The sequence below is a fragment of the Burkholderia sp. Se-20373 genome (genome assembly GCF_017104705.1).
GTDB lineage: Bacteria > Pseudomonadota > Gammaproteobacteria > Burkholderiales > Burkholderiaceae > Burkholderia.
Map to the genome: position 1 here is coordinate 53916 of NZ_JAAGPH010000011.1, position 23101 is coordinate 77016.

Sequence of the window (23101 nt, forward strand, 5' to 3'; positions counted from 1 at the left end):
GATAGCGATTCCATCATGAGCAACAAGAAAGCCGATTCGAAACCGCAGGCCAAGTATCCGGTCAACCTGCTCGACACGCCGTTCCCGATGCGCGGCGACCTGCCCAAGCGCGAGCCGCAGTGGGTCAAGGAATGGGAAGAGCGCGGCATCTACGAGAAGATCCGCGCGGCCAGCGCCGGCCGTCCGAAGTTCATCCTGCACGACGGCCCGCCGTATGCGAACGGCGACATCCACCTCGGCCACGCCGTCAACAAGATCCTGAAGGACATCGTCGTCAAGTCGCGCAACATGGCCGGCTTCGACGCACCGTACGTGCCGGGCTGGGATTGCCACGGGATGCCGATCGAAATCCAGATCGAGAAGCAGTTCGGCAAGTCGCTGCCGGCGGCCGAAGTGATGAGCAAGGCGCGCACGTATGCGACCGAGCAGATCGAGAAGCAGAAGGTCGGCTTCAAGCGTCTGGGCGTGCTCGGCGACTGGGCCAACCCGTACAAGACGATGAACTTCGTCAACGAGGCGGAAGAGCTCCGCGCGCTCGGCAAGATCATCGAGAAGGGCTACGTGTATCGCGGGCTGAAGCCGGTGAACTGGTGCTTCGACTGCGGCTCGGCGCTCGCGGAAGCGGAAGTCGAGTACAAGGACCGCACCGATCCGACGATCGACGTGATGTTCGCGTTCGCGGAACCGGAAAAGACCGCGCAGGCGTTCGGCCTGCCGGCCCTGCCGCGCGCCGAAGGCGGCATCGTGATCTGGACCACCACGCCGTGGACGATCCCGGCGAACCAGGCGCTGAACCTCCATCCGGAAATCGTCTACGCGCTGGTCGACACCGAGCGCGGGCTGCTGATCATCGCGGAAGAGCGCGTCGAAGCCTGCATGACCGACTTCAAGCTGACGGGCCGCGTCGTGGCGACCGCGCCGGGCGTGAAGCTCGCGGGCCTGCGCTTCCACCACCCGCTCGCGTCGGCTCACCCCGGCTACAAGCGCACCGCACCCGTGTACCTCGGCGATTACGTGACGACCGACACGGGTACCGGCGTCGTGCACTCGTCGCCCGCGTACGGCATCGAGGACTTCGTGTCCTGCAAGGCGCACGGGATGACCGACTCCGACTTCATCAACCCGGTGATGGGCGACGGCCGCTATATCGAATCGCTGCCGCTGTTCGGCGGCCTGTCGATCTGGGACGCGAACCCGAAGATCGTCGAGGCGCTGAACGCGGCCGGCTCGCTGCTGCGCAGCGAGAAGTACACGCACAGCTACATGCACTGCTGGCGCCACAAGACGCCGATCATCTACCGCGCCACGTCGCAGTGGTTCGCCGGGATGGACGTGACGCCGCGCGACGGCGGCAAGACGCTGCGCGAAACGGCGCTCGAAGGCGTCGACGCGACCGCGTTCTACCCGTCGTGGGGCAAGCAGCGCCTGTTCAGCATGATCGCGAACCGTCCCGACTGGACGCTGTCGCGCCAGCGCCAGTGGGGCGTGCCGATGGCGTTCTTCGTGCACAAGGAAACCGGCGAACTGCATCCGCGCACGCTCGAGCTGCTCGAGGAAGTCGCGAAGCGCGTCGAGCAGTCGGGCATCGAGGCGTGGCAGACGCTCGACCCGCGCGAGCTGATCGGCGACGACGCGAACCTGTACGAAAAGAACCGCGACACGCTCGACGTGTGGTTCGATTCGGGCACGACGCACTGGCACGTGCTGCGCGGCTCGCACAAGGATCAGCTGCAGTTCCCGGCCGACCTCTACCTCGAGGGCTCGGACCAGCACCGCGGCTGGTTCCACTCGTCGCTGCTCACGGCGTCGATGATCGACGGCCGCGCGCCGTACAAGGGCCTGCTCACGCACGGCTTCACGGTCGACGGCGAAGGCCGCAAGATGAGCAAGTCGCTCGGCAACGGCATCGACCCGCATGAAGTCGCGAACCGCCTGGGCGCGGAAATCATCCGCCTGTGGATCGCCTCGACCGACTACTCGGGCGAGCTCGCGATCTCCGAGGAAATCCTGAAGCGCGTGACCGAAGGCTATCGCCGCATCCGCAACACGCTGCGCTTCCTGCTCGCGAACCTGTCGGACTTCGACTTCGCGCAGCACGCCGTGCCGGTCAACGAATGGCTCGAGATCGACCGCTATGCGGTCGCGTTCTCGCAGCAACTGCAGACGGAATTGCTCGGCCACTACGAGAAGTACGAATTCCACCCGGTCGTCGCGAAGCTGCAGACGTACTGCTCGGAGGATCTCGGCGGCTTCTACCTCGACGTGCTGAAGGATCGCCTGTACACGAGCGCCGCCGATTCGCGCGCACGCCGCTCCGCGCAGACGGCGCTGTACCACCTGACGCACGGCCTGCTGCGCGTGCTCGCACCGTTCCTGTCGTTCACGGCGGAAGAAGCGTGGAAGGTGTTCCAGCCGGCCAGCGACACGATCTACACGGAAACCTACTACGCGTATCCGGAAGTTGACGGCTCGGCCGCGCTGATCGAGAAGTGGGCGCTGCTGCGCGATGTGCGCGGCAACGTGACGAAGGCGCTCGAGGAAGCACGCACCGCGAACCGCATCGGTTCGTCGCTGCAGGCCGAAGTCGCGGTGCACGCGAGCGGCGCACGCTACGACGCGCTCACGAGCCTCGGCGACGATCTGAAGTTCGTGCTGATCACGTCGGCCGCGACGGTCGTCAAGGTCGATGACGAAGCACAGGAAAGCGTCGACGTGGCTGCGTCGACGTACCAGAAGTGCGAGCGCTGCTGGCACTACCGTGAAGATGTCGGCGCGCACGCCGATCATCCGACGCTGTGCGGCCGCTGCTTCTCCAACCTGTTCGAAAACGGCGAAATCCGGAGCGCTGCTTAACCATGGCGAAGACCCTGTCGAAACCGGCCAGCGGCGCGCTTGCGCCCTGGCTCGGCATTTCGCTGATCGTGATCCTGTTCGACCAGCTGTCGAAGATCGCGATCCTGAAGACGTTCGCGTACGGCGCGCAGCACGAGCTGACGTCGTTCTTCAACCTCGTGCTGGTGTACAACCGCGGCGCCGCGTTCGGCTTCCTGTCGACCGCGGGCGGCTGGCAGCGCTGGGCGTTCACCGCGCTCGGCATCGCCGCGACGCTCGTGATCTGCTTCTTGCTGAAGCGTCACGGCCAGCAGCGGCTGTTCAGCCTGTCGCTCGCGATGATCCTCGGCGGCGCACTCGGCAACGTGATCGACCGGCTCGTCTACGGCCACGTGATCGACTTCCTCGATTTCCATCTCGGCGCCTGGCACTTCCCGGCGTTCAACCTCGCCGATTCCGCGATCACGGTCGGCGCGGTGCTGCTGATCTACGACGAACTGCGTCGCGTGCGCGGCTCGCGCTAAGCGCGCATACTCGGCGTCGACGGCCGGCTTCGCGCCGGCCGTTCCGTTTGACCCTTGGAGGCCTGAGTTGGCACACGCAGAACTCGCAGGAAAACACCTCGTTCTCGGCCTGACCGGCGGCATCGCCTGCTACAAGATCGCCGAGCTCACGCGGCTGCTCGTGAAGGCCGGCGCGACCGTGCAGGTCGCGATGACCGAAGCCGCCACCCAGTTCATCACGCCCGTCACGATGCAGGCGCTGTCGGGCCGGCCCGTCTACACGAGCCAGTGGGACGCGCGCGTCGGCAACAACATGGCGCACATCGACCTGTCGCGCGAAGCCGATGCGATCGTGATCGCGCCCGCGTCGACGGACTTCCTCGCGAAGCTCGCGCACGGATTCGCGGACGATCTGCTGTCGACGCTGTGCGTCGCGCGCGATTGCCCGCTGCTCGTCGTTCCCGCCATGAACCGCCAGATGTGGCAGAACCCGGCCACGCAGCGCAACGCCGCGCAACTGCGCGCGGACGGCGTGTCGGTACTCGGCCCGGATTCGGGCGCGCAGGCGTGCGGCGAAGTCGGCGACGGCCGCATGCTCGAGCCCGAGGCGATCTATGAAGCGATCGTCGCGCACTTCGCGGCGAAGGTGCTCGCACACCGGCGCGTGCTGATCACGGCCGGCCCGACGTTCGAACCGCTCGACCCGGTGCGCGGCCTCACGAACCGCTCGAGCGGCAAGATGGGCTTCGCGCTCGCGCGCGCCGCGCAGCAGGCCGGCGCCGACGTGCATCTCGTCGCGGGGCCGGTGGCACTCGACACGCCGTGGGGCGTCTACCGCCAGGACGTGCAGACGGCGCAGCAGATGTACGACGCGGTCATGCATGCCGTCGCGGATGCCGACATCTTCATCGCGGTGGCTGCAGTCGCCGACTGGCGCGTCGCCCAACCGGCCGAGCACAAGATGAAGAAGACGGCCGACCACAAGGTGCCCGCGCTCGCGTTCGTCGAAAATCCCGACATCCTCGCGTCGGTCGCCGCGCTGCCCGATCCGCCGTTCTGCGTTGGTTTCGCGGCCGAAAGCGGCGATCTCGACGTGCACGGCGACGAGAAGCGCAAGCGCAAGAACGTGCCGCTGCTCGTCGGCAATCTTGGCCCGCTGACGTTCGGCCGCGACGACAACGAAGTCGTGCTGTTCGAGGCCGCCGGCCTCACGCGCCTGCCGCGCGCACCGAAGGATGAACTCGCGCACACGCTCGTCGCGGAAATCGCGAAGCGCCTGCCCGACAACCGCCTGATCTGATCTCCTGCGCGGCGGCCATTACCGCCGCGCACTTCCCGACTCATCCGACGACCGCATGAAACTCGACCTGAAGATCCTCGACGCGCGCATGCGCGACTACCTGCCCGCCTACGCAACCACCGGCAGCGCGGGCCTCGACCTGCGCGCGTGCCTCGATGCACCGGTCACGCTGCAGCCGGGCGAGACGACGCTCGTGCCGACCGGCCTCGCGATCCATCTTGCCGATCCCGGCTACGCGGCGCTGATCCTGCCGCGCTCGGGCCTCGGCCACAAGCACGGCATCGTGCTCGGCAACCTCGTCGGCCTGATCGATTCCGACTACCAGGGCCAGCTGATGGTCTCGACATGGAACCGCGGCCAGACCGAGTTCGTGCTGAATCCGTTCGAGCGGCTCGCCCAGCTCGTGATCGTCCCGGTCGTGCAGGCGCAGTTCAACATCGTCGACGACTTCGCGGAAAGCGATCGTGGCGAGGGCGGCTTCGGCAGCACCGGCCGTCACTGAGCGGCGCAACAAAAAAGGGGCCGCGGCCCCTTTTTTTTCATTCCTACGCCGTCATTCCTCGACGGGTTGTGCGATCCGCGCGAGCGCCAGGTCGCGCTGCCGCGATTGAGCCACGATCGCATAGATCACCATCGCGACCAGCACGCCGAGCAGCACGGCCGACGAGCCGATCGTGCCGAGCGCGAGGCCGCCCTTCGCCACCGGCTTCGTCAACAGGTCGCCGACCGTCGCGCCGAACGGGCGCGTGAGCACGAACGCGGCCCAGAACAGCAGCACGCCGGAGATCCGCGTGAAATAGTGCGCCAGCACGATCACCGCGAGCAGCCCGCCGATCAGAAGCGCGCCGCCACCGAAGCCGAGCCCCGAGCTGTCCGCGAGAAAGTCGCCGAGCGCAGTGCCGAGCGTGTTCGAGAACAGGATCGCGATCCAGTACAGCAGCTCGACCTTGCGCGTGCGGATCAGGTCGACCGACAGCGATTCGCCGCTGAGGCGCCATACGGCGAAGATCGCCAGCAGGATTGCGACGAGAATCGACGAGCCGGCCGCATAGCCGAGGCCGAGCGTGCGATCCATGAAGTCGGACATCGTCGTGCCGGCCGTGCTCGTCGCGACGATCACGGCCCAGTAGATCGCCGGGCGATAGCGTGTCGTCCTGAGCTGCGCGCCCAGCGTCACGAGAAAGAAGCCGAACAGCAGGATGGAGCTCACCGCGTAGCCGACGTTCAGCGTCATCGATAGCAGGTCGCCACCGGTTTCGCCGAGCGTCGTCGCGCAGATCTTCATGATCCAGAACGCGAGCGTGATTTCGGGAAGTTTGTTCATTCGAACCCCTTTTTGCAGGAAAGCGGCAAGCCGGCGCATGCCGGCCTGCCTTGCAGACAGGGTCGAATGTAGTCGCCGCGGGCTTAACGGAACCTTAGCGAACGGGAAATCGGCGCGGGCGGGCCGCGCCCCTCACCGCGCGTGCTGGTGGCGGTAATGCAGCGCGTACGCGAGCGTGAGCAGCACGACGAACACGACGCCGACCACCATCGTCATCCGGAATTCGCGCGTGAACGCGGTCGTGAACAGGATCGCCGCGACGAGTCCCGCACCGAGCAGGCTGCCGAACGGGTGTCCCCACATCCGGAACGCGAGCGCGGGGCCGCGATACTGCGAACGGAAGCGCAGGTGCGTGACGAAGATCATCAGCCACGTGAACAGGGCGCCGAACATCGCGATCGCCATCATCACGGTGAACGCGGTGTCGGGCGCCAGCGCGACCAGCACGGCCGCCACCGCGACGCCGCTCGTCGAGATCCACAGCGCCGCGCGCGGCACGCCGTTCGTGCCGAGCCGGCCAAACACCGCGGGCGCGAGCCGTGCGCGCGACAGGCTGAACATCATCCGCGTCGTCACGTAAAGCTGGCTGTTCATCGCCGACAGCGCCGCGATCAACAGCACGAAGTTGATCACGCCTGCCGCGTACGGCACATGAGTCGCGGCCATCACCTTCACGAACGGGCTTTCGTCGGTGCCGGCCTGCGTCCACGGCACGATCGCGAGCATCAGCGACAGCGTCAGCAGGTAGAACAGCACGAGCCGGAACACGGTCGAGCGAAATGCGCGCGTGACCGCGTGCTGCGGATCGCGCGCCTCGCCGGCCGCAATGGCGACGGCTTCGATGCTCATGTAGCTGAAGATCGCGACGATCACCGCGACCCAGGTGCCCCACGGCCCCTTCGGCATGAAGCCGCCGTGCGCGGTGTAGTTCGCGAAACCGACGCCCGATGCGGCCGGCGCCGACCACACGAGATAGGCGCCGAGCACGATGAACACGACGATCGCCGCAATCTTCAGCAGCGAGAACGCGTATTCGACCGTGCCGTACAGCGTGACGCTCGCGAGGTTCACGGCGATCAGCAGCGCGGAGAAGCCGATCACCCAGTACCAGCCGGGTACGGCGGGGAACCAGTACTTCATGAACACGGCGATCGCGCTGATCTCGGTGCCGATCGCGAACACGACCGCGAACCAGTACGCATAGCGCACCAGGAAACCCGCCAGCGGGCCGACATAGTGCTCGGCGTACGCGCCGAACGAGCCGGCCGTCGGATGGGCGACCGTCATTTCCGCGAGCGCGCCCATCAGCAGCAGCGCGATCAGCGCGCCGATCGCATACGAGACCAGCACGCTCGGGCCGGCGAGCCCGATCGCGAACCCGCTGCCGAGGAACAGCCCCGTGCCGATCGCGCCGCCGATCGCGATCATCGCCATCTGCCCAGACGTCAGCGCATGGCGCAAACCCTGTTCGCGCGCGACGATGTCGTCGAACGTCCGTTGTTGTTGTGTCACTGCGTTGCCACTCCCCTGCACCACCATCGCGCCGCCGGCGCCAGATAAAACGAAACGGCGCGGAAAACATCCCGCGCCGTTCGCATGAACTACCCGATTATCGCTTACTCGACTTCGACCGCCTCTTCGTTCGGCTTGTGCGGCGGGTTCCCGAGCTTGTCGAATGACAACTGCACCTTGTCGCCTTCGTCGACGTCGACCGTCACGTGACCGCCGTTCAGCAGCTTGCCGAACAGCAGTTCGTCGGCCAGCGCACGGCGGATCGTGTCCTGGATCAGCCGCTGCATCGGCCGCGCGCCCATCAGCGGGTCGAAGCCGTGCTTCGCGAGATGCTTGCGCAACGCGTCGGTGAAGAGCGCGTCCACCTTCTTCTCGTGCAGCTGTTCCTCGAGCTGGATCAGGAACTTGTCGACCACGCGCATGATGATTTCCTCATCGAGCGAGCGGAAGCTGATGATCGAATCCAGCCGGTTGCGGAACTCCGGCGTGAACAGACGCTTGATGTCGGTCATCTCGTCGCCCGTTTCACGGCGCGTCGTGAAACCGATGGTCGCCTTCTGCATCGACTCGGCGCCCGCGTTCGTCGTCATGATGATGATGACGTTGCGGAAATCCGCCTTGCGGCCGTTGTTGTCCGTCAGCGTGCCGTGGTCCATCACCTGCAGCAACACGTTGAAGATGTCCGGATGCGCCTTCTCGATTTCGTCGAGCAGCAGCACGCAGTGCGGCTTCTTCGTGACGGCTTCGGTCAGCAGGCCGCCCTGGTCGAACCCGACATAGCCCGGCGGCGCGCCGATCAGGCGGCTCACCGCGTGACGCTCCATGTATTCCGACATGTCGAAGCGGATCAGCTCGATGCCGAGCGTGAACGCGAGCTGGCGCGCCACTTCGGTCTTGCCGACACCCGTCGGGCCAGAGAACAGGAACGCGCCGATCGGCTTGTCCATCTTGCCGAGGCCCGCGCGCGCCATCTTGATCGACGCAGCCAGTGCGTCGATCGCCGGATCCTGGCCGAACACGACGCTCTTCAGGTCGCGGTCGAGCGTCTGCAGCTTGCTGCGATCGTCCTGCGACACGCTCTGCGGCGGCACGCGCGCGATCTTCGAGATGATTTCCTCGATCTCGCTCTTGCCGATCGTCTTCTTCTGCTTCGACTTCGGCAGGATGCGCTGGGCCGCGCCCGCTTCGTCGATCACGTCGATCGCCTTGTCCGGCAGGTGGCGGTCGGTGATGAAGCGCGCCGACAGTTCGGCCGCGGCCGACAGCGCACCCGACGAATACTTGACGCCGTGATGCTCCTCGAAGCGCGACTTCAGCCCGCGCAGGATCGCGACCGTCTGCTCGACGGTCGGCTCCGTCACGTCGACCTTCTGGAAGCGCCGCGACAGCGCCGCGTCCTTCTCGAAGATGCCGCGATACTCGGTGAACGTGGTCGCGCCGATGCACTTGAGCACGCCCGACGACAGCGCCGGCTTCAGCAGGTTCGACGCATCGAGCGTACCGCCCGACGCGGCGCCCGCGCCGATCAGCGTATGAATTTCGTCGATGAACAGGATCGCGTGCGGACGCTCCTTCAACTCCTTCAGCACCGTCTTCAGACGTTGCTCGAAATCGCCGCGGTACTTGGTGCCCGCGAGCAGCGCGCCCATGTCGAGCGAGTAGACCTGCGCGTTCGCGAGGATGTCGGGCACTTCGCCGCGCGTGATGCGATAGGCGAGCCCTTCCGCGATCGCGGTCTTGCCGACACCGGCCTCGCCGACGAGCAGCGGATTGTTCTTGCGGCGACGGCACAGCACCTGGACCACGCGCTCGACCTCGGGCTCGCGGCCGATCAGCGGATCGATGCGGCCGTCCTTCGCCATCTGGTTCAGGTTCTGCGTGAATTGCGCGAGCGGGGTTTCCTTCTGCGCATTCGCGTCTTCGCTTTCCGCGTTCGCATCGGCCGACTTCGCGGCTTCGCCGTTGTTCGTCTTCGCGATGCCGTGCGAAATGAAGTTCACGACGTCGAGGCGCGTCACGCCCTGCTGCTGCAGGTAGTACACGGCATGCGAATCCTTCTCGCCGAAGATCGCGACCAGCACGTTCGCGCCGGTCACTTCCTTCTTGCCGTTCGACGTCGACTGGACGTGCATGATCGCGCGCTGGATCACGCGCTGGAAACCGAGCGTCGGCTGGGTATCGACATCGTCGGTACCCGGGACGGTAGGTGTGTTGTCGTGGATGAAATTGCGCAGGTTCTGACGCAAGTCCTCGATGTTTGCCGCGCACGCGCGCAACACCTCGGCTGCCGTCGGATTATCCAGCAGAGCCAGCAGCAAATGCTCGACCGTAATGAACTCATGGCGCGCCTGGCGTGCTTCCATGAACGCCATGTGCAGGCTGACTTCCAATTCCTGGGCAATCATGCTTCCTCCATCACGCACTGCAGCGGATGCCCGGCCTGCCGCGCATGGGTAACGACTTGCTCAACCTTGGTCGACGCGATGTCCCGCGTATAGACCCCACATACCCCTCGCCCTTCGCGATGGACCTTCAGCATGATCTGCGTGGCCGTCTCGCGATCCTTCTTGAAATGCTCCTGGACCACCATCACGACGAATTCCATCGGCGTGAAGTCGTCGTTCAGCAGCACCACCTTGTACATCGAAGGCGGCTTGAGCTTCTGCTGCTTGCGTTCCAGGACAGTGCTGTCCTGCTTGTCCGGGATAATCGCCATACACCCATTCTAAACAACTCGGACAGGCCCGCAATCCTGCCATTACCCGACCGACCGGCCGGCGCCCTCCCCGGAATCCCGGAACACGCGATCTTCTTCGTGCCATACGAAAGCCGGCTGCGGTGCCGGCTTTCACGCGTGGCGCGGAACACGAACCGTCAGGGGGAACCGCACCGGAACGTCGTGTCCGCATCCAGTATCCCACAAGCCGGGACGACTCGAACGCGTGTCACTCGAGCCTGGTATATGAGCCGATTATGCGGCTTTTCAAGACCTCGCGCTTGGCCGCGTGCTGCTAAGCAAAGCCGGAAAAACCCTGAAAATGGGTTCTTTACAACGTCCCTCTAAACGTCTAAAAATTCCACTTGACACTCCAATAAAGAGCGCCAACAATCAAGCTGGCACTTTTTTCAATTTGCCGGTTGGCAAAATGAAAGAGGCCGAAGGTGAGCTTGTGAGGGGGGAACGGCTGTGTTTTCCGGTCGTTTAGCTTTTCGAGCGTGCTCGTGGTAAGTAGCAGCGACTGTGTGACAGGGGAAGTAGGAAATGGCAACTGGTATCGTTAAGTGGTTCAACGACGCGAAGGGCTTCGGTTTCATCACTCCCGATGAGGGCGGTGAGGATCTGTTTGCGCACTTCTCGGCTATCACCATGAATGGCTTCAAGACGCTGAAGGAAGGCCAGAAGGTGAGCTTTGACGTCGTTCAAGGACCGAAGGGCAAGCAAGCGTCGAACATCCAGGCCGCATAAGGCACCGGATATCAGACGAAGAAACCCGGCGCGTGGTTTGCGCCGGGTTTCTTTATTTGAGGCCGGCCAATCGATAATCGATTGGCCGGCCTTTTCGTTCAATCCCGATAATTGAACACACATTGTCTTGTCACGCGTGCAGATCGGATACTCATCTCGCGCGTGAAACATAATCACTCCCTCGTTACACGACCTTCAGCGTGCCCATCATGCCGAGATCCTCGTGTTCGAGAATGTGGCAATGAAACATGCGCTCTCCAGGCATGTCTTGCGTGACGAGAATCGTCACGGTTTCGCCGCTGCGCACGTTCACCGTATCGCGCCATGCACGGAACGGTTCGCTCGTGCGCGAACCGCCCGACTCGCGCTCGATCACCTGGAACTGCGTGCCATGCAGGTGGAACGGGTGATCCATGTCGGTGCCATTGCGAATCGCCCAGCGCTCGACGTCGCCACGACGGCTCGTCAGCGTCGCGCGATGCGGCGCGTATGTGTCGCCGTTGATCGTGAAGCGCATGCCCGCCGGACGGCCACGCGCCGCCCCCTTCATCATCGCGTCCATGTCCATTTCCTCGCCGAACGCGACCGTCTTGTGCGCGACCGGTTCGCCCAGCGACGGCACCGCGCGCAGAGTCGCCGGCAGCGCACGTGCGGCGGCCGGCGCGAATGCGACGTCGGCCAGTGCCAGCGCCGGATCGGGTCGCAGGCTGCCGTGTCCGTCATCGTGCGACATCGACATCTTGCGGCGGTCGTATTCGGCCGCCTGCAGCACGGCGCGCGACACCCGGTCGCCGGCACGGACCAGCAGCTCCGCCCGTTCGCCCGGCGCGATCAACAGCGACGTGACGCGGCGCGGCGCGTCGAACAGGCCGCCGTCGGTGCCCACATGCTCGAACGCGCGGCCGTCGTCGAACGCGACGCGCAAATAGCGCGCGCTGCACGCGTTCCACACGCGCCAGCGCTCGTCGCCCGCGACGTCGATCCGCGGCCGGCGGGCGCCGTTGACCAGCACGAACTGGCCCTCGCGGCCGTTCATCCAGTCCATCATGTCGTTCGATGCAATCGTGCCGTCGCGCGCAAGCTTCAGGTCCGACACGAACAGGTTGCGCTCGGGCCAGCCCGCCAGCGGATCGTCCGCGGCGCGCACGACGAACGGGCCGGCCAGCCCGCGGAAGACCTGCTCGGCCGTCATCATGTGCGGATGCGGGTGGTACCAGTAGGTGCCGGCACTCCCCTTCGGCAACGTGAAGCGGTACACGCGCGACGCGCCGGGCGCGACAGGATCGGAAGGGTTGCCGTCCTGGTCAGGCGGCACCGGCAGGCCGTGCCAGTGGATGGTCGACGGCTGCGGCAGCTTGTTCACGAACTTGATCTCGACCGTGTCGCCCTCGCGCACATCGATCAGCGGACCGACGACGGGGCCCTGCGTACCCGCCCCGAACTGCCAGAACGTGGTCGGCCGTGCACCGTGCAGCATCGGGCGCGCCACGGGCTGCGCCACCAGCGTGGCCCGGAACATGCCGGGCTCGCGGCTTTCGTTCGCGAGCGTGCGCAGCGCCGCGAGCGGCCCGCCGGCCGGCAGCGCGTCGGCGGCGGCGAGTGCGGCCGGTGCGGATTTGCCGTGCTGCCCGTGACCCGCCATCCCTGACATGCCGGGCATGTCGTCCATCGAGTCCATGCCGGCCATGCCGGCGTGACCGGCATGCTGCGCCCACGCGGCGCGCGCGAACAGCGACGCGGCCGCGACACCGATGGCGCGCGACAGGAAGGTTCTCCGTATCATCAATCGTTCCTCGTTATCCATGCTGGGTCGCGCGGCCGCCGCGACGCCCGCGCCGGCCGGCCGAAGCGCCGATGCGCGACGCAAATCCCGATGCCCGCGTCATCATAACCGCAGGCCCAAATCGAGATGCGCCGCGGCCGGCCGGGCGGCGATTCGCCGCAGGGTTCGACCACGCCGCACCCGATTCGGCACGCGTGGGCACGCATCGTCGACCGGCGATGCACGGCGCTTCGCTCACGGCCGAAGCGCCACTCAACCCTGCCGCGTACAGTTCCCAGGCGGTCGCCTCGCGCCTGCCGTTCGGCCCCACCAAGGCGCCGGTCACCTCATCGATCCGCAAACCCGTCAATATTTCACGATGCGGAACAAGTCTCTGCGTTATAAAAATTCGTGGTGCAGGGCACAAAATCCCCGTTTCGCGATGCCAAAAAACGTTCCGCAATACAAAACGAAGACAATAATCATTTGTTTTTAAAAGAGAATTTTTGTTTAGTGAAGCCGTTCTACATGCACCATCCGAGCGGGCCGCGGACGTAGACTTTGTTCCATGCACTGACGCTTCGCCACGACGTTCGATACGGAACCCGGCGCAAGCAGCCAGTCGGGCCACAGCCGGCCAAGCCGGCAGGCGGCACACCAGAATCGCTTGTGATCAGAAAGGGAGAACGGAAATGAAGGGATTTCGCTTTGGTTCAGCGCTCGGGTCGTTCTACATCCTGCCGGGTAACGGCGGCTGGGAAGCGACGTTCGGCAACGCCCTGCTCGGCGCATTCTCGTGCCCCGAAGTGGCAGCCGACCACATCTCCCGCGGCGACTGCGAGCAACTGTCCGAACTGGACACGGCAACGCTCGAAGTGCCGCACGAAATCGCCGAATGGGAAATTGTTCACGTCTGAATGACACGCCAGCAACGAAAAACGCCCCGGGCGTCCGGGGCGTTTTTCTTTTGTGGCCGGTGGCAGGCAGCAATGCCCGCCGCGCCGGCACACGCATCGGCCCGCGCGATCGCGCGGCCTGCGTCAGGCGACCGCGTCGACGATGCTGTTCAGCGTCGCGCTCGGGCGCATGGCCTGGCTCGTCAGGTCGACGTTCGGGCGGTAGTAGCCGCCGATGGCCTGCGCCTTGCCCTGTGCGGCCGCCAGTTCTTCCAGGATGCGTGCTTCGCTGTCGGACAGCGCCTTCGCCACGCCTTCGAACTGCGCCTTCAGCGCCGCGTCCTCGGTCTGCTCGGCCAGCGCCTGCGCCCAGTACAGGCACAGGTAGAAGTGGCTGCCGCGGTTGTCGAGGCCGCCGACCTTGCGCGCCGGCGACTTGTTCTCGTCCAGGAACTTGCCGGTCGCCTGGTCGAGCGTCTTCGCGAGCACGAGCGCCTTCGGGTTCTGGTACGCGTTGCCGAGGTGTTCGAGCGACGCGGCCAGCGCGAGGAATTCGCCGAGCGAATCCCAGCGCAGGAAGCCTTCCTCGACGAACTGCTGCACGTGCTTCGGCGCGGAGCCGCCCGCACCCGTTTCGAACATCCCGCCGCCGGCCATCAGCGGCACGATCGACAGCATCTTCGCGCTGGTGCCGAGTTCCATGATCGGGAACAGGTCGGTCAGGTAGTCACGCAGCACGTTGCCGGTGACCGAGATCGTGTCCTTGCCCGCACGGATGCGCTCGAGCGAGAAACGCGTCGCGTCGACCGGCGTCATCACGTGGATGTCGAGGCCAGTCGTGTCGTGATCCTTCAGGTAACGCTCGACCTTCGCGATGATCTGCGCGTCGTGTGCACGCGCCGGATCGAGCCAGAACACGGCCGGTGCGCCGGTCGCGCGCGCGCGGTTGACCGCGAGCTTGACCCAGTCCTGCACCGGTGCGTCCTTCGTCTGGCACATGCGCCAGATGTCGCCCGCTTCCACGGCATGCTCGAGCAGCACGTTGCCCGCTTCGTCGGTGACGCGCACGACGCCGTCCGCCGGGATCTGGAACGTCTTGTCGTGCGAACCGTATTCTTCAGCCGCCTGCGCCATCAGGCCGACGTTCGGCACGCTACCCATCGTGACCGGATCGAACGCGCCATGCTGCTTGCAGTCTTCGATCACGGCCTGGTAGACACCGGCGTAGCAGCGGTCCGGAATCACGGCCTTCGCGTCGTACAGCTGGCCGTCCGGGCCCCACATGCCGCCCGAATCGCGGATCATCGCCGGCATCGATGCGTCGACGATCACGTCGCTCGGCACGTGCAGGTTCGTGATGCCCTTGTCCGAGTTGACCATCGCCAGGCGCGGACGCACCGCGTATTCGGCCTTGACGTCGGCTTCGATCGCTTCGCGCGTGTCGGCCGGCAGGTCCTTCAGGCGCGCGTACAGGTCGCCGATCCCGTTGTTCGGGTTGAAGCCGACCTGCGCCAGCACGTCCGCGTGCTTCGCGAGCGCGTCGCGGTAGAACACCGACACGAAGTGACCGAACAGGATCGGGTCCGAGACCTTCATCATGGTCGCCTTCAGGTGCACCGAGAACAGCACGTCCTGCGCCTTGGCGTCGGCGATCTGCGCGTCGATGAAGCTGCGCAGCGCATTGCGGCTCATCACCGATGCGTCGATCACTTCACCGGCCTTCACGGCCGTCTTTTCCTTCAGCACCTTCTTCGCGCCGTCGGTCGTCGTGAGTTCGATCTTCACGCTGCCGGCATCGGCGATCAGCGCCGACTTCTCGCTGCCGTAGAAGTCGCCTTCGCTCATGTGCGCGACGTGTGCCTTCGACGTGGCCTTCCACGCGCCCATCTTGTGCGGATGCTTGCGTGCGTAGTTCTTGACCGACAGCGGCGCGCGGCGGTCGGAGTTGCCTTCGCGCAGCACCGGGTTCACCGCGCTGCCCTTGATCTTGTCGTAGCGCGCCTTGACCGCCTTCTCTTCGTCCGTCGACGGATCTTCCGGGTAGGCCGGCAGCTTGTAGCCCTGCGCCTGCAGTTCGGCGATCGCGGCCTTCAACTGCGGCACCGATGCGCTGATGTTCGGCAGCTTGATGATGTTCGCTTCCGGCTTCAGCGTGAGCTGGCCCAGTTCGGCCAGATCGTCGGAACCCTTCTGCTCGGGCGGCAGGATGTCCGCGAAGGCGGCGATGATGCGGCCGGCGAGCGAGATGTCGCGCGTTTCGACGGCGACGCCGGACGAGCGCGTGAAGGCCTTGACGATCGGCAGCAGCGAATAGGTCGCGAGCGCGGGCGCTTCGTCGGTGAGGGTGTAGATGATCTTGGGCGAAGTGGACATGGTGGTCAAAGCATTGCTACGTGATTGTTGGACTGGGAGCGCCGGCGGGTAACCGGCGGGGAGCGACCGGGTCGGTCGCGAAAGGGGCGCGCCGGCTCAGCCGGGCGGTGGTATTGCGAGGGCCGTCATGTTCTACCTTGCAGGGGCTCCGGGCCGCATCGCGGCGCCGCGGCCCGCATGCCGGACCGCCCTGCCAACAAACCTGCCATCCACGAAACGCTCCGGCGCCGGCAGTAGGCGCCGGGGCGGCCGGCAACCTGCCGGCCCACCCCGGAAGGGGTCTTACATGTTCTCGATCAGCACTTCGCCGAAGCCCGAGCACGACACCTGCGTCGCACCTTCCATCAGGCGCGCGAAGTCGTACGTGACGCGCTTCTGCAGGATCGACTTCTCCATCGCGGCGATGATCGTGTCGGCTGCTTCCGTCCAGCCGAGGTGGCGCAGCATCATTTCCGCGGACAGGATCTCGGAACCGGGGTTCACGTAATCCTTGCCTGCGTACTTCGGTGCGGTGCCGTGCGTCGCTTCGAACATCGCGACCGAATCCGACAGGTTCGCACCCGGCGCGATCCCGATGCCGCCGACCTGCGCGGCCAGCGCGTCGGAGATGTAGTCGCCGTTCAGGTTCAGCGTGGCGATCACGTCGTATTCGGCCGGGCGCAGCAGGATCTGCTGCAGGAACGCATCGGCGATCGAATCCTTGATCACGATCTCGTTGCCCGTCTTCGGGTTCTTCACGCGCATCCACGGGCCGCCGTCGATCAGCTCGCCGCCGAATTCCTTTTGCGCGAGCGCATAGCCGGCGTCACGGAACAGGCCTTCCGTGAACTTCATGATGTTGCCCTTGTGCACCAGCGTGACCGACTTGCGATCGTTGTCGATCGCATACTGGATCGCCTTGCGCACGAGACGCTCGGTGCCTTCGGTCGACACGGGCTTGACGCCGATCCCCGAGGTTTCCGGGAAGCGGATCTTCTTCACGCCCATCTCGTCCTGCAGGAACTTGATCACCTTCTTCGCCTGCTCGGAGCCCGCGGCCCATTCGATGCCTGCGTAGATGTCTTCCGAGTTCTCGCGGAAGATCACCATGTCGATCTTTTGCGGCTCGCGCACCGGCGACGGCACGCCCTTGAAGTACTGCACCGGGCGCAGGCACACGTACAGGTCGAGTTCCTGGCGCAGCGCGACGTTCAGCGAACGGATGCCGCCGCCGACCGGGGTCGTGAGCGGACCCTTGATCGACACCACGTATTCCTTCAGCACCTGCAGCGTTTCGTCCGGGAGCCACACGTCCGGACCGTACACCTTCGTCGCCTTCTCGCCCGCGAAAATCTCCATCCAGTGGATCTTGCGCTTGCCCTTGTACGCATGCGCGACCGCCGCGTCGACGACCTTGATCATGACCGGCGTGATATCGAAGCCCGTACCGTCGCCTTCGATATAGGGAATGATCGGCTGATCGGAAACGTTGAGCGAGAAGTCCTTGTTGACGGTGATCTTGTCACCGCCTTCCGGAACCTTGATGTGCTGATACGGCATGATCGACTCCAGTGACGTGGCTGAGCAGGTGATGCTGGTCGAAGCTGCGCGCGCGGCGGGGGCGCGGCATGGCCACCCCGTGACGGCAACAGCGAGCCGCTATTCTAGCGCCCCAACCGGGCACTTCGGCATGAAGCGCGGCACTGCGTATCAAGACCCCACTTATGTCTTATATAAGACAGAGGACTTGCCGTTCCGTATTATGCATTAAGATTCCGCCATTTGCCATAGACCGCCCGCCCCCCGCTTCCCGCGGCGCGCCGGGCGGACGCCCCGCCATGAACCTGATCGCCCTCAACAAGCCGTTCGGCACGATTTGCCAGTTTTCCGCGCACGAGACGCGCCCGTCGCTCGGCGACTGGGTCAAAACGCCCGGCGTCTATGCGGCCGGCCGGCTGGACGCGGACAGCGAGGGGCTGCTGCTGCTCACCGACGACGGCGCGCTGCAGGCGCGCATCGCCGAGCCGCGCCACAAGCTCGTCAAGCGCTACTGGGCGCAGGTCGAGGGCGCGCCCGGCTCCGCCGACCTGAAGGCGCTCGCGCGCGGCGTCGACCTCGGCGACTACGTGACGCGTCCGTGCCGCGCCGAGTTCATCGAGCCGCCCGACACGCTGTGGCCGCGCAATCCGCCGATCCGCTACCGCGCCGCGATCCCGACGACGTGGATCGAGCTTGCGATCACCGAGGGCAAGAACCGGCAGGTGCGCCGGATGACGGCGGCCGTCGGCTTTCCGACGTTGCGCCTGGTGCGTGTCGGCATCGGCTCACTGGATATATTCGCGCTCGGCATTGCACCAGGAGAAACAATCGCATTGCCGCCGCGCGCGCCGTGGGAGGGTTTCGCGCCCGCCGGATGACGAATTCGGGATGGGCGAATTTTTCGTCATCTTTTTCGTCAACCGGCTGCGAAGATCGCGCGTTAAATCACGCAGATGCCAACCTTAGCTATCCGGCATTGGCAGCCGAACCCGTGTTTGCGTCACGAAAGCGACGTTTTTATCGAATACGATTCGGCGCCCGCAGCGCAATGAGAAATTTCTCGAAGCGTCTGTCAACCGAAAGGTGGATGGCACCGTTAGACGACATGACTCCTATTGCCGGGTCATTTGGTTAATTAACTAAAGCTGAGGAACACAACATGAACAAACTGATCGCTGCTCTGGTCGCTGGTCTCTTCGCAACGGCTGCTTTCGCACAAGCATCGGCTCCGGAAGCTGCTCCGGCTGCTGCTGAAGCTGCTTCGGCACCGGCTAAGCACGCTGCCAAGAAGCACCACGCAGCTAAGAAGCACCACAAGGCATCGAAGAAGGCTGCAGCGAGCGACGCAGCAGCACCGGCAGCTGCTTCGAACTAAGCAAGCTTGCTGTAATAAATAACGCAGTCAAGAACACGCAGTCTTGCCGTTCTTACGGCGTTGAAAGGCAGATCACCGCAAGGCGATCTGCCTTTTTCTTTTTGTGCCCGACGACACGCATCGCGTACCATGCGGGTCTCGTTTTCCAGATAGGAGCCTTGCTGTGCAATTCTCCCTGCGTTCGTCGCTCGGCCGCCTTGCGCGCGCCGCCGTGTTTCCCGCCGCGCTCGCCGTCATGGCGTTCGGCATGCAGGCCGCCAGCGCGCAAGTGCCGCCCGGCGCCAAGCAGCCGAGCGAATTCCCGCGCGTGAAGCTGCGCGCCGGCATGTACGTGATCGACGCGGCCGTCGCCGCGAACGACCCCGACCGCGAACAGGGGCTGATGTACCGTTCGCAGCTCGCGCCGAATGAAGGCATGCTGTTCGTGTTCAACGAGAACGCGGTGCATTGCTTCTGGATGAAGAACACGCTGATTCCGCTGTCGATCGCGTTCATCCGCGCGGACGGCACGATCACCGACATCGACGAGATGAAGGCCGAGACGACCGACAACCACTGCCCGCGCAACAACGGCGTCTATGCGCTCGAAATGAGCAAGGGCTGGTTCGCGGCGAAGGGCATCAAGCCCGGCATGAAGCTCGAAGGCCTGCCGAAGGCCCAGTAACGGCCATTGCCGCGGCACCGTGCCGCGCACCGACCGAAGCCGGCCGCCCGTTGCGCGCCGGCTTTTTTTCGCCCGCCGGCGGGGGCGCCCGGCTTGATTCCGCCGCCGCCGGCCGCATCTGCAAAAGCCACGCGCAAGCGCTATGCTTGAAGTCTCGCTTGTCCAGTCCGGGCCGCCACCGTCGGCCCGCTTACATCCGAACCTAAGGAGGTTCACGTGCCCCGCAAAACCCCCATCGAGCGCTATCGCAATATCGGGATCAGCGCTCACATCGATGCCGGCAAAACCACGACGACCGAGCGCATCCTGTTTTACACCGGCGTGAGCCACAAGATCGGTGAAGTGCACGACGGCGCGGCCACGATGGACTGGATGGAGCAGGAGCAGGAACGCGGCATCACGATCACGTCGGCCGCGACCACGGCGTTCTGGAAAGGCATGGCCGGCAACTATCCCGAGCACCGGATCAACATCATCGACACGCCCGGGCACGTCGACTTCACCATTGAAGTCGAGCGCTCGATGCGCGTGCTCGACGGCGCGTGCATGGTCTACGACTCGGTCGGCGGCGTGCAGCCGCAGTCCGAGACCGTCTGGCGCCAGGCCAACAAGTACAAGGTGCCGCGCATCGCGTTCGTCAACAAGATGGACCGCATCGGCGCCGATTTCTTCCGCGTGCAGAAGCAGATCGGCGAGCGCCTGAAAGGCGTCGCCGTGCCGATCCAGATTCCGATCGGCGCGGAAGATCATTTCCAGGGCGTCGTCGATCTCGTGAAGATGAAGGCGATCGTGTGGGACGACGAAAGCCAGGGCGTGAAGTTCTCGTACGAGGACATCCCGGCAAACCTCGTCGAGCTCGCACACGAATGGCGCGAAAAGATGGTGGAGGCCGCGGCGGAAGCGAGCGAGGAACTGCTCGAGAAGTACCTGCACGACCATGAATCGCTGACCGAGGACGAGATCAAGGCCGCGCTGCGCAAGCGCACGATCGCGAACGAGATCGTGCCGATGCTGTGCGGCAGCGCGTTCAAGAACAAGGGCGTGCAGGCGATGCTCGACGCGGTGATCGACTACCTGCCGTCGCCGGTCGACGTGCCCGCGATTCTCGGCCATGACCTGCACGACAAGGAAGCGGAACGTCATCCGAACGACGAGGATCCGTTCTCGTCGCTCGCGTTCAAGATCATGACCGATCCGTTCGTCGGCCAGCTGATCTTCTTCCGCGTGTATTCGGGTGTGGTCGAATCCGGCGACACGGTGCTGAACGCGACGAAGGACAAGAAGGAGCGGCTCGGCCGGATCCTGCAGATGCACGCGAACGAGCGCAAGGAAATCAAGGAAGTGCGCGCGGGCGACATCGCGGCGGCCGTCGGCCTGAAGGAAGCGACCACCGGCGACACGCTGTGCGATCCGGCGCACCCGATCGTGCTCGAACGCATGATTTTCCCGGAGCCGGTGATTTCGCAGGCCGTCGAGCCCAAGACGAAGGCCGACCAGGAAAAGATGGGCCTGGCGCTCAACCGTCTGGCACAGGAAGATCCGTCGTTCCGCGTGCAGACCGACGAAGAATCCGGGCAGACGATCATTTCGGGGATGGGCGAGCTTCACCTCGAAATTCTGGTCGACCGGATGAAGCGTGAATTCGGCGTGGAAGCGACGGTCGGGAAGCCGCAGGTCGCCTATCGCGAGACGGTGCGCACGCCGGCGAAGGACGTCGAAGGCAAGTTCGTCAAGCAGTCGGGCGGCCGCGGCCAGTACGGGCATGCGGTGATCACGCTCGAACCGAACCCCGGCAAGGGCTACGAGTTCGTCGACGCGATCAAGGGCGGCGTGATTCCGCGCGAATACATTCCGTCGGTCGACAAGGGCATCCAGGAAACGCTGAAGAGCGGCGTGCTGGCGGGCTATCCGGTCGTCGACGTGAAGGTCACGCTGACGTTCGGTTCGTACCACGACGTCGACTCGAACGAAAATGCATTCCGGATGGCCGGCTCGATGGCGTTCAAGGAAGCGATGCGCCGCGCGAAGCCCGTGCTGCTCGAACCGATGATGGCCGTCGAGGTGGAAACGCCCGAGGACTTCATGGGCAACGTGATGGGCGACTTGTCGAGCCGTCGCGGCATCGTGCAGGGGATGGAAGACATCGCGGGCGGCGGCGGCAAGCTCGTGCGCGCCGAAGTGCCGCTCGCGGAAATGTTCGGCTATTCGACGTCGCTGCGTTCGGCCACGCAGGGTCGCGCGACCTACACGATGGAGTTCAAGCAGTACGCGGAAACGCCGGCCAACGTATCGGAAGGCGTGATCAGCGCGAAGGTGAAGTAAGCGCGACGCGCTCGCGCGCTGCTGCTTGCGGCAAGGCCCGTCCGGTTCCGGACGGGCCTTTTTTCATTCGCGCGCACCGTGCGTGCAGCCTTTTTGATCGGCACGACCCGGTTTTTTTTCGCGTGCCACAATGCATCGCGATTCATCAGATGGAACCATCCCGATGCCGCCCACCCCTGCCCTGCGCCGCCTGCTGATCCTCTATGCCGGCCTGATCGCCGCGAACGCCGCCGTCTGGCTGTGGGCGCTCGCCGTGTTGCGCGATCATCCGCTGCTGCTCGGCACCGCGGCGATCGCATACGGACTCGGGCTGCGTCATGCGGTCGACGCCGATCACATCGCCGCGATCGACGTTGCGACGCGCAAGCTGATGCAGGAAGGCCAGCGTCCGGTGAGCGTCGGGCTGTTCTTCTCGCTCGGCCATTCGACGATCGTGATCGCCGCGACGCTCGGCATCGCGCTGACCGCGTTCGCGCTGCGCGACCGGTTCGATGCGTTCCGCGAGATCGGCGGCACGATCGGCACGGCGGTGTCGGCCACCTTCCTGCTCGTGCTCGCGTGCGTGAACCTGGTGATCCTGCGCGACGTGTGGCGGCGCTATCGTGGCACGCACGGGCATGCGCACGATACCGCGCATGTGCACCGCCCTGCCGGGCTCGTGTCCCGGCTGCTGCGTCCGCTGTTCCGGTTCGTGTCGAAGAGCTGGCACATGTATCCGGTCGGCGTGCTGTTCGGGCTCGGTTTCGATACTGCAACCGAAATCGGCCTGCTCGCGATCGCCGCCGCGCAGGCGAGCCAGGGGCTGCCGGTCTATACGGTCATGCTGTTTCCCGCACTTTTCACCGCCGGCATGACGCTGATCGACTCGACCGACAACGTGCTGATGATTCACGCGTACGGCTGGGCGATGGACGATCCGCAGCGCAAGCTGCTCTACAACGCAAGCATCACGTTCGTGTCGGCGGCCGTCGCACTGGCGATCGGCGGGATCGAGGCGGCCGGCCTGCTGGCCGACAAGCTGTCGCTGACGGGCCCCGTGCGCGACACGCTCGATGCGCTCGGCGAACGCTTCGGCCCGATCGGCTACGGCATCGTCTCCCTGTTCCTCGTCTGCTGGATCGCGTCGATCCTGTTCCACCGCTGGCAGCGCGCGGCCGATGCGCCTGCGCGCTGAACATAGCTCAGACGTTTCATTCCGGAAACAAAATCCCCCGACGATGCTGCGTGCGTGCGTCGCGCGTCCGCGCGCGCCTT

Annotated in this window: 18 protein-coding genes; 11 read left to right on the forward strand and 7 right to left on the reverse strand. The window is 65.0% G+C overall.

Annotation, left to right across the window (positions count from 1 at the left end; genetic code table 11):
- Window positions 1–15: 15 nt before the first annotated feature.
- The 4 genes from ileS to dut all read left to right on the forward strand — a co-directional run bounded on the left by ileS (window position 16) and on the right by dut (window position 5137).
- On the forward strand, window positions 16–2853 hold the full coding sequence (gene ileS, locus G3N96_RS06505) for an isoleucine--tRNA ligase (RefSeq protein WP_206136687.1): 2838 nt from the start codon (window positions 16–18) through the stop codon (window positions 2851–2853).
- Window positions 2854–2855: 2 nt separating this feature from the next.
- Window positions 2856–3356, forward strand: coding sequence for a signal peptidase II (gene lspA / locus G3N96_RS06510; protein WP_069248662.1), 501 nt, complete (start codon window positions 2856–2858; stop codon window positions 3354–3356).
- 67 nt (window positions 3357–3423) lie between these two features.
- Window positions 3424–4635 (forward strand): bifunctional phosphopantothenoylcysteine decarboxylase/phosphopantothenate--cysteine ligase CoaBC, encoded by a 1212-nt coding sequence (gene coaBC / locus G3N96_RS06515; RefSeq protein ID WP_206136688.1) that lies wholly within the window; start codon window positions 3424–3426, stop codon window positions 4633–4635.
- A gap of 55 nt (window positions 4636–4690) precedes the next feature.
- The gene (gene dut, locus G3N96_RS06520) at window positions 4691–5137 is read left to right on the forward strand and encodes a dUTP diphosphatase (protein ID WP_021160741.1); all 447 of its coding nucleotides are present in this window, start codon (window positions 4691–4693) and stop codon (window positions 5135–5137) included.
- Between the two features lie 51 nt (window positions 5138–5188).
- Here the strand turns inward: dut and G3N96_RS06525 are convergent, their stop codons facing one another.
- From G3N96_RS06525 to clpS, 4 genes are all read right to left on the reverse strand, one after another.
- The gene (locus G3N96_RS06525) at window positions 5189–5959 is read right to left on the reverse strand and encodes a hypothetical protein (protein WP_124583130.1); all 771 of its coding nucleotides are present in this window, start codon (window positions 5957–5959) and stop codon (window positions 5189–5191) included.
- 132 nt (window positions 5960–6091) lie between these two features.
- On the reverse strand, window positions 6092–7471 hold the full coding sequence (locus tag G3N96_RS06530) for an amino acid permease (protein ID WP_089495485.1): 1380 nt from the start codon (window positions 7469–7471) through the stop codon (window positions 6092–6094).
- A 104-nt stretch (window positions 7472–7575) separates the two neighbouring features.
- On the reverse strand, window positions 7576–9876 hold the full coding sequence (gene clpA / locus G3N96_RS06535; RefSeq protein WP_124583132.1) for an ATP-dependent Clp protease ATP-binding subunit ClpA: 2301 nt from the start codon (window positions 9874–9876) through the stop codon (window positions 7576–7578).
- Window positions 9873–10187: an ATP-dependent Clp protease adapter ClpS gene (clpS, locus tag G3N96_RS06540; RefSeq protein ID WP_124583134.1), complete on the reverse strand. Its 315-nt coding sequence runs from the start codon at window positions 10185–10187 to the stop codon at window positions 9873–9875. Before clpS ends, clpA begins: the two co-directional genes overlap by 4 nt.
- Window positions 10188–10733: 546 nt before the next feature.
- Here clpS and G3N96_RS06545 point away from each other — a divergent pair.
- Window positions 10734–10937, forward strand: a complete 204-nt coding sequence (locus G3N96_RS06545; protein ID WP_006478030.1) for a cold-shock protein — start codon at window positions 10734–10736, stop codon at window positions 10935–10937.
- 184 nt (window positions 10938–11121) lie between these two features.
- Here G3N96_RS06545 and G3N96_RS06550 read toward each other — a convergent pair whose 3' ends face one another.
- The gene (locus tag G3N96_RS06550) at window positions 11122–12720 is read right to left on the reverse strand and encodes a multicopper oxidase family protein (protein ID WP_206136689.1); all 1599 of its coding nucleotides are present in this window, start codon (window positions 12718–12720) and stop codon (window positions 11122–11124) included.
- 671 nt (window positions 12721–13391) lie between these two features.
- On the opposite strand from G3N96_RS06550, the gene G3N96_RS06555 reads away from it, so the two are divergent.
- Window positions 13392–13616 carry a hypothetical protein gene (locus G3N96_RS06555; protein ID WP_006490888.1) on the forward strand — a complete coding sequence of 75 codons (225 nt, stop codon included), beginning with the start codon at window positions 13392–13394 and terminating at the stop codon, window positions 13614–13616.
- A 123-nt stretch (window positions 13617–13739) separates the two neighbouring features.
- On the opposite strand, the gene G3N96_RS06560 is transcribed toward G3N96_RS06555, so the two are convergent.
- Window positions 13740–15968, reverse strand: a complete 2229-nt coding sequence (locus tag G3N96_RS06560; protein ID WP_206136690.1) for an NADP-dependent isocitrate dehydrogenase — start codon at window positions 15966–15968, stop codon at window positions 13740–13742.
- A 282-nt stretch (window positions 15969–16250) separates the two neighbouring features.
- The gene (icd, locus tag G3N96_RS06565) at window positions 16251–17507 is read right to left on the reverse strand and encodes an NADP-dependent isocitrate dehydrogenase (RefSeq protein WP_006478026.1); all 1257 of its coding nucleotides are present in this window, start codon (window positions 17505–17507) and stop codon (window positions 16251–16253) included.
- A gap of 278 nt (window positions 17508–17785) precedes the next feature.
- Between icd and G3N96_RS06570 the strand changes: the two genes are divergently transcribed.
- From G3N96_RS06570 to G3N96_RS06590, 5 genes are all read left to right on the forward strand, one after another.
- Window positions 17786–18364: a pseudouridine synthase gene (locus tag G3N96_RS06570; RefSeq protein WP_206136691.1), complete on the forward strand. Its 579-nt coding sequence runs from the start codon at window positions 17786–17788 to the stop codon at window positions 18362–18364.
- Between the two features lie 281 nt (window positions 18365–18645).
- Window positions 18646–18861 (forward strand): hypothetical protein, encoded by a 216-nt coding sequence (locus G3N96_RS06575; RefSeq protein ID WP_011352970.1) that lies wholly within the window; start codon window positions 18646–18648, stop codon window positions 18859–18861.
- 163 nt (window positions 18862–19024) lie between these two features.
- A complete protein-coding gene (locus G3N96_RS06580) occupies window positions 19025–19525 on the forward strand; it encodes a DUF192 domain-containing protein (protein WP_039368216.1) in 501 nt (166 codons plus the stop codon).
- Between the two features lie 216 nt (window positions 19526–19741).
- Window positions 19742–21847: an elongation factor G gene (fusA, locus tag G3N96_RS06585; protein ID WP_206136692.1), complete on the forward strand. Its 2106-nt coding sequence runs from the start codon at window positions 19742–19744 to the stop codon at window positions 21845–21847.
- Between the two features lie 163 nt (window positions 21848–22010).
- Window positions 22011–23021 (forward strand): HoxN/HupN/NixA family nickel/cobalt transporter, encoded by a 1011-nt coding sequence (locus tag G3N96_RS06590; protein WP_185634258.1) that lies wholly within the window; start codon window positions 22011–22013, stop codon window positions 23019–23021.
- Window positions 23022–23101: the final 80 nt, after the last annotated feature.

What these genes read in the sequence shown, in the direction of transcription:
- G3N96_RS06575 (WP_011352970.1), top strand. Translation starts at nt 18,646, where the DNA reads ATGAACAAACTGATCGCTGCTCTGGTCGCTGGTCTCTTCGCAACGGCT.
- clpS (WP_124583134.1), bottom strand. Translation starts at nt 10,187, where the DNA reads ATGGCGATTATCCCGGACAAGCAGGACAGCACTGTCCTGGAACGCAAG.
- G3N96_RS06555 (WP_006490888.1), top strand. Translation starts at nt 13,392, where the DNA reads ATGAAGGGATTTCGCTTTGGTTCAGCGCTCGGGTCGTTCTACATCCTG.
- icd (WP_006478026.1), bottom strand. Translation starts at nt 17,507, where the DNA reads ATGCCGTATCAGCACATCAAGGTTCCGGAAGGCGGTGACAAGATCACC.
- clpA (WP_124583132.1), bottom strand. Translation starts at nt 9,876, where the DNA reads ATGATTGCCCAGGAATTGGAAGTCAGCCTGCACATGGCGTTCATGGAA.
- G3N96_RS06545 (WP_006478030.1), top strand. Translation starts at nt 10,734, where the DNA reads ATGGCAACTGGTATCGTTAAGTGGTTCAACGACGCGAAGGGCTTCGGT.
- G3N96_RS06570 (WP_206136691.1), top strand. Translation starts at nt 17,786, where the DNA reads ATGAACCTGATCGCCCTCAACAAGCCGTTCGGCACGATTTGCCAGTTT.
- G3N96_RS06525 (WP_124583130.1), bottom strand. Translation starts at nt 5,959, where the DNA reads ATGAACAAACTTCCCGAAATCACGCTCGCGTTCTGGATCATGAAGATC.
- G3N96_RS06590 (WP_185634258.1), top strand. Translation starts at nt 22,011, where the DNA reads ATGCCGCCCACCCCTGCCCTGCGCCGCCTGCTGATCCTCTATGCCGGC.
- G3N96_RS06550 (WP_206136689.1), bottom strand. Translation starts at nt 12,720, where the DNA reads ATGATACGGAGAACCTTCCTGTCGCGCGCCATCGGTGTCGCGGCCGCG.
- dut (WP_021160741.1), top strand. Translation starts at nt 4,691, where the DNA reads ATGAAACTCGACCTGAAGATCCTCGACGCGCGCATGCGCGACTACCTG.
- ileS (WP_206136687.1), top strand. Translation starts at nt 16, where the DNA reads ATGAGCAACAAGAAAGCCGATTCGAAACCGCAGGCCAAGTATCCGGTC.
- G3N96_RS06560 (WP_206136690.1), bottom strand. Translation starts at nt 15,968, where the DNA reads ATGTCCACTTCGCCCAAGATCATCTACACCCTCACCGACGAAGCGCCC.
- lspA (WP_069248662.1), top strand. Translation starts at nt 2,856, where the DNA reads ATGGCGAAGACCCTGTCGAAACCGGCCAGCGGCGCGCTTGCGCCCTGG.